This is a genomic window from uncultured Blautia sp., from assembly GCF_902497045.1.
In the GTDB taxonomy this organism is placed as follows: Bacteria; Bacillota; Clostridia; order Lachnospirales; family Lachnospiraceae; genus Blautia_A.
The window spans coordinates 1-6,286 of record NZ_CABVDF010000168.1; the positions used below are offsets into that span (position 1 = coordinate 1).

General features: G+C 44.9%; 5 protein-coding genes. 3 read left to right on the forward strand and 2 right to left on the reverse strand.

The features are described from left to right. Positions 1-39 precede the first annotated feature (39 nt). Genes RDS42_RS11160 through RDS42_RS11170 form a run of 3 tightly spaced genes read left to right on the forward strand, consistent with a single transcriptional unit; the run spans position 40 to position 3,943 of the window. Entirely contained in the window at positions 40-762 is a 723-nt protein-coding gene (locus RDS42_RS11160; protein WP_308783733.1) for a response regulator transcription factor, read from the forward strand. Further along, the gene (locus RDS42_RS11165; protein WP_308783734.1) at positions 759-2,174 is read left to right on the forward strand and encodes a HAMP domain-containing sensor histidine kinase; all 1,416 of its coding nucleotides are present in this window, start codon (positions 759-761) and stop codon (positions 2,172-2,174) included. The genes RDS42_RS11160 and RDS42_RS11165 overlap by 4 nt, the downstream gene beginning before the upstream one ends. A 44-nt stretch (positions 2,175-2,218) precedes the next feature. Further along, positions 2,219-3,943, forward strand: a complete 1,725-nt coding sequence (locus tag RDS42_RS11170) for an ABC transporter ATP-binding protein (RefSeq protein ID WP_308783735.1) — start codon at positions 2,219-2,221, stop codon at positions 3,941-3,943. Between the two features lie 223 nt (positions 3,944-4,166). Here the strand turns inward: RDS42_RS11170 and RDS42_RS11175 are convergent, their stop codons facing one another. After that, a complete protein-coding gene (locus RDS42_RS11175; RefSeq protein ID WP_308783736.1) occupies positions 4,167-5,669 on the reverse strand; it encodes a DUF4179 domain-containing protein in 1,503 nt (500 codons plus the stop codon). Beyond that, positions 5,666-6,184, reverse strand: a complete 519-nt coding sequence (locus tag RDS42_RS11180; protein WP_308783737.1) for a sigma-70 family RNA polymerase sigma factor — start codon at positions 6,182-6,184, stop codon at positions 5,666-5,668. The genes RDS42_RS11175 and RDS42_RS11180 overlap by 4 nt, the downstream gene beginning before the upstream one ends. Positions 6,185-6,286: the final 102 nt, after the last annotated feature.

Below are 6,286 nucleotides of genomic sequence, written 5' to 3' on the forward strand. Positions count from 1 at the left end.
TAGAAAAAGGAACTGAAGATGTAAGATCTGGAGGCTTTTATGGGATTATATGAACATAAGATCATGCTGGTGGACGATAACCTGGAACTGCTGGAAATGATCGAAGATATATTGAAGCAAAGTGGTTATAAGAATATTGTAAAGGCAGGATGTGTCCGTGAAGCTTTGGAAACATTCCGGATAGAAAAACCGGATATGGCAGTTCTGGATGTGATGCTTCCGGACGGAGACGGATTTCGCCTGTTCCAGAAACTGAGAGAGCAGTCAGATATTCCTATTTTATTTCTTTCTGCAAAGGATGAAGACAGAGACCGTCTTTTCGGACTGGGGCTAGGGGCAGACGACTATATCACCAAGCCTTTTCTTCCTCCGGAACTGGTGCTGAGGGTAGGCGCTATTTTGAAAAGAAGCTATCGGCAGGAGTATCAGGACAACAGAGAGAAGAATCGGTTATGTCTGGGAGAGCGTGAAATCCTTTTTGATTATGGAGTGGTTCGGTACAGAGGGGAAGAAACTCCTTTTACAGCTAAGGAGCTGGTCCTTTTGCAGAAGCTTAATGAGAACAGGGGAAAGATTGTAACCTTTGATGCATTGTGCAATGCTGCCTGGGGAGACGGATACTACGGGTATGAGAATACGCTGATGGTTCATATCCGGCATTTGAGGGAAAAGATCGAGGAGGATCCCTCCCATCCTCAGTGGCTTCTGACTGCACGGGGACTGGGATACCGTCTGGCAGCGGATAAGGGAGGGCGCATATGAGAAGTCTTTTTCGGATCATCAGACGGTATTCCCTTACAGCGGGAGCCATCATCTGTGTGATCCTGCTCAGTAATGTGATTGCTTTTTTTGCCTGGGGATACCAGAAAATGGAGATCTCCAGAAGGCAGGATTTCCGCAGAAGCACACTGGAAACCATAAGCAGAGAGCTTTTTCAGGAAAATGGTCAGTGGATGCTGGGAGAAAAGGGAATTCAGGAACTGGAGAACTCGGATCTTCAATGGTGCATGGGACTTGATAAAAACGGACAGGCAGTCTGGGAATGGAGACTTCCTGAGAATTTTGCCCGATCCTACAGTAATACAGAGATCGCAAAATTCAGCAGGTGGTATCTCAATGATTATCCGGTGGCCATATGGGATGCAGAAAATCTGCTTCTTGTAGTAGGACTGGATCCGGATTTCTTTGTCAGATACAGTGAGGTTTTTCCTCTCAGTGACATAGATATGATCCCTCAGTATCTGAAAGTGATCCTGGCGGTAAATGCAGCGGTGATCCTGTTTTTTGTCTTTCTCCTGGGCTATCGTTTTTACAAGGCGCTGAAGCCTTTGGGAACCGGAGTGGAAAAGCTGTCCAGACAGGAACCGGTGCGTCTGAAAGAAAAAGGCATGACCAGAGATCTTGCGCTTCAGATCAATCATACTTCAGAAATCCTTCAGGAACAGAAACAGAGACTGAATAAAAGAGATCAGGCCAGAACTGAATGGATCTCCGGAGTTTCTCACGATATCCGCACCCCTCTGGCTCTGATCGTAGGATATACAGACAGGCTGGCAAAAAGTCCGAACCTGACAGAAGAGGAAAAAAAGATCACGGATACCATATGCAGACAAAGCCGGCTTATCAGTCAGCTGGTGTCTGACCTGAATCTTACTTCAAAGCTTGCTTATGACGCACAGCCATTGCATCTGTCAGAATGTTCTCCGGCGCTTCTGCTAAGAGAATGTACGGCGGATATTTATAATGAAGAGCTGGAACAGGAAAACGGACAGACAGAGGTGGAGCTGGATATTTCTCCGGAAATGGAAAAAACAGCTGTTTTTGCAGATGGAAATCTGGTTAAACGTGCGCTGCGCAACCTGATCGGGAACAGTGTTCGTCATAATCCACAGGGGTGTCAGGTTATGATCCGCCTTTACGAAAAGGATGGAATGGCATGCTTTTGCATAACAGATTCCGGAACGGGGATTCCGCAGGCTGTAGTAGAAAACATGGATGCACAGACAGAAAAGATTCATATTATGGGACTTCGGCTTGCACGGCAGATCGCACGGGCACATGGCGGAAACATGGAATTTCTCAGACGAGAGACCGGGACATATGACGTAGGGATACGTTTTCCGGTTGAACAGGAGGAAAAAGAGCAGTTACAGCATTGTATTTGGGAAAAATAGCGTCTATAATAGCAGATGAATATTTTGAAAGGATGAAAAAGATTATGCACACACTGAAAAAATTTATCCGCTATTACGGACCTTATAAGACAGTGTTCTTTCTGGATCTTTTCTGTGCAGCGATCATCAGCATGGTGGATCTTGCATTCCCTCAGATCCTGCGGCTGCTGACGGCGACGATTTTCAGGGAAGAACCCTCCAGAATACTGAAAGCTCTTCTCCCTATTGGAGCGATTCTTCTTATCATGTATCTGATCCAAAGCTTCTGTGTTTATTATGTAGGATATCAGGGACATATGATGGGGGCAAAAATGGAAGGGGATATGCGCCGGCAGCTGTTTGACCATTACGAAAAGCTGTCTTTTTCCTATTACGATCAGAATAATTCCGGTCAGATGATGAGCAAACTGGTATCGGATCTTTTTGATATTTCAGAATTTGCGCATCATGGTCCGGAGAATCTGTTTATTTCCCTGATTAAAATTGTGGGATCTTTTGTTTTTCTGTTTCTCATCAACTGGAGGCTTGCGATTCCGCTTCTGATCCTTGTTTTTGTAATGTTCATGTTTTCCATGAGGCAGAATAAAAGAATGCAGGAAACTTTTATGGACAACAGGAAAAAAATCGGAGATGTGAATTCCAGTCTGCAGGATACGCTGGCAGGGATCCGTGTGGTACAGTCCTTTGCCAATGAAAACGTAGAACGTGAGAAGTTTGGAAAAAGCAATCATGCTTTTCTTTGTTCCAAAAATGCAAATTACAGATGTATGGGGAATTTTATGGGCTGGAACCGATTCTTTCAGGGAATGATGTATCTGGTTACCCTTGTGTTTGGCGGATGGCTGATCGCCAGAGGCAAAATGAACGCCGGAGATCTTGCCATGTATGCGCTCTATATCGGGATATTTGTAAGTCCCATCCAGATACTTGTGGAACTGATTGAGATGATGCAGAAGGGATTTTCCGGTTTCCGCCGCTTCCTTGAAGTGATGGAAACAGAGCCGGAGATTGTAAATGCACCGGATGCGGAGCCTTTGAAGAACGTAAAAGGGGAAGTTTCCTACGAAGATGTATCCTTCCATTACAGTGATGATGAGACTCTTGTCCTGGATCACATTTCCTTTAAAATCCCGGCAGGCAGATCCATTGCGTTGGTAGGTCCGTCCGGAAGCGGAAAAACCACAATCTGCTCTCTGCTTCCAAGGTTTTATGACGCTACAGGAGGAAGGATCACTGTGGATGGTCAGGATGTAAGAAAGCTGACACTGGAAAGTCTGAGAAACCAGATCGGCCTTGTGCAGCAGGATATTTATCTTTTTGGAGGAAGCATCAAGGAAAACATTGCATATGGAAAGCCGTCTGCTTCCATGGATGAGATTATTGATGCGGCAAAAAAAGCAAATATACATGATTTTATCATGTCTCTTCCAGATGGATACGATACTTTTGTGGGAGAACGTGGAACACGTCTTTCCGGCGGACAGAAGCAGCGGATCTCCATTGCCAGAGTATTTTTGAAAAATCCGCCGATTCTGATCCTGGATGAGGCTACCAGCGCTTTGGATAATGAAAGTGAGCGATGGATTCAGAAAAGTCTGGAGGAACTTTCCAAAAACAGAACGACTATCACCATAGCCCACCGGCTTTCCACAATTCGGAATGCGGATGAGATTCTGGTTGTGGCAGACAATGGGATTGCGGAAAGAGGAACCCATGAGGAACTTCTTGCCAGAAACGGGATCTATGCCCACTACTATCAGATGTCCTGATTGTGGGAATAGGTGAATTTTGTTTCTTGTTCCCCACAGACGATGCATATGAAAAAAGACAGATCATAGTGCTGTACTGCGTTTCCTGGTAAGGCTCGCAAGGCGCTATGATCTGTCTTTTTTCTTTGCATCTGAATATGGGCAACAGCCAAACAGAAATCCTTTCGGTAACTTCCGGCCGTTGGCCGGTTGCTAGCCGCAGGCTGTCTGGTTATGCTGCGCTCTACGGCTCCAGTACCACGGTCTTATGGTATCTGGCATTTTCTTCAAGGAGAGTCTTCCATTCTCCGTTTTCCATATCTTCGTTATAGTAACGAACTTTCAGGTTATCCATATACTGGATGTAGTCTACCAGATAAACGTCAATAGAGGATACATTTCGATCCTGGATGGCGTAGTTGTTTATGCTGCCGTCAGAATCAATGTAGGGCATCATATTTCCGTCAGCATCCAGTGTGACGATAAAGCAGTCGGAGTTGGAGCCTTCTTCATAAAGTGGATTTACGGTAAGCTCATAAGGGGTTTTGACAACAGAAGCCAGTCCGATGCCATCATCGTTTGTTTCATTGATCTCAATAGTTTCTGTCAGAGAGTTATCAATGGTAACGGGGATGTCGAAGCTCCAGTCTCCTTCAAACCAGTAGTTTTCGTGTTCATTGGGATGCTGACTGTATTCAGCAGGCATCTGATTCATAACTTCCTGGAATTCCTCGTCGGACATATTCTCAAGTTCCTCCTCGGAATAACCGTGATCCCAGTACTCAGGCTCTGCTTTTGTACCGGTAAACTCACTGACAGACAAGTGAATATCAAAAGTTTCAGGAAGCTCAATGGGCTTCACATATTCAGACTGAAGTGCTCCTGCCTGTGCAGTGACTTTATCATTAAATTCTCCCAGAAGCGCATAGCCTTCTTCTGTTTCGTCATTCAGATCTTCATGAGTTACTCCCATTTCATCCAGGACATCCTGTACCATTTCGTCGTATTTTTTCTGATATTCTGTGGTATCCTCAAGCTGGGTGTCTAGACGCAGAATGCAGGCATAGGTGTGGTCGTCCAGGAATTTTCCTTCAGGATTCATATACTGGGTACCGGGATTCAGTTCTGCCTGATCTCCTTCCAGGAAGCTGTAGCTGACATCTGCGATCATGGAGATCACAGGCTGGTCTTCCTGATCCATCATGGTTTCAGGGAATGGATCTTCACTGACTGCCTCCATGGAAAGATAAACAGTTTGATTGTTGGCATAGATTTCAGAAAAAGTAATGGTAAGTCCATCGGCAGTTTTGGTGTAAACTGTTTCAGCTGGTGCAGAGCTTTTATCGGCTGCTGCTTCCTGAGTGTCAGAGGAATCTTTCGCCGGCTGTGACGGATTCTGAGCCGGTTCCTCAAGGACGGTAGCTTTATCTGCAAAGTTTCCAAAGAAGCTTACGTTTTCCTGAAGCTGTTCAAAGAGTCCGCCTACAATGGGAAGCTCTCTTGCCATAACCGGATTGGCTGCACAGAAGACAAATCCCACAGCCATTACAGCAGCCATGCCGCCGGCAATTTTTGCACCGGTTTTCATCCAGCAGTAAGGATCTTTCTGAGGTTTTTTCTGGACAACTGTATGGTCTTCGATCATACGGTAGGCACGATTTACTTTTTCATGAACGATTACCGGAATATCTACATCTTTATTCAGCTCTTCTCTTAATTTTTTTTCATTATTATTAAATGTCATCATGCATGTTCCTCCTTTATTTGATACTGGTAAGCTTCCGCCAGTATGCGGCGTCCTCTCTGAAGACGGGTTTTTACTGTGTTTTCTTTCATATTCAGGATCTGGCTGATATCGGCAGTGTTAAATCCTTCCATATAATAAAGAAGAAGGATACTTCTGTATTTTTCATCCAGAGGAGCCAGAAGCTGGTTCCATTCACTGGTTTCAAAATCCTCTTCGTAAAAAGGAGTATCCGGAACCTGATCGGTGTACAGAGTAAGTTTCTTTCGGTGCAGGATATCCTTGCATTTGTTGATAAGAATCCTTGTGAGCCATGTTTTAAAGTACTTGTTGTTTTTTAAATTTGGAAGATTTTCATAGCAGGATAAAATGGCATCCTGTATGGCATCTGCAGCGTCTTCATCATTTTTCAGATAGGATCGTGCGATTTTGTACATGCTCTGCGTCTGCATGTCCATGAGACGGCAGAAGGCGTCGGCGTCTCCCTTTTTTGCCTTTCGCAGTAAATGTTCTGTCATATGGTTCCTCCCTTATGTAAATGGACCGGTCATTGGATGGGGTGCTGTAAGCGCCTGTGTTTGTGTGTTTCTATCTATTAGACGTGCAGGATGCAGAAAAGG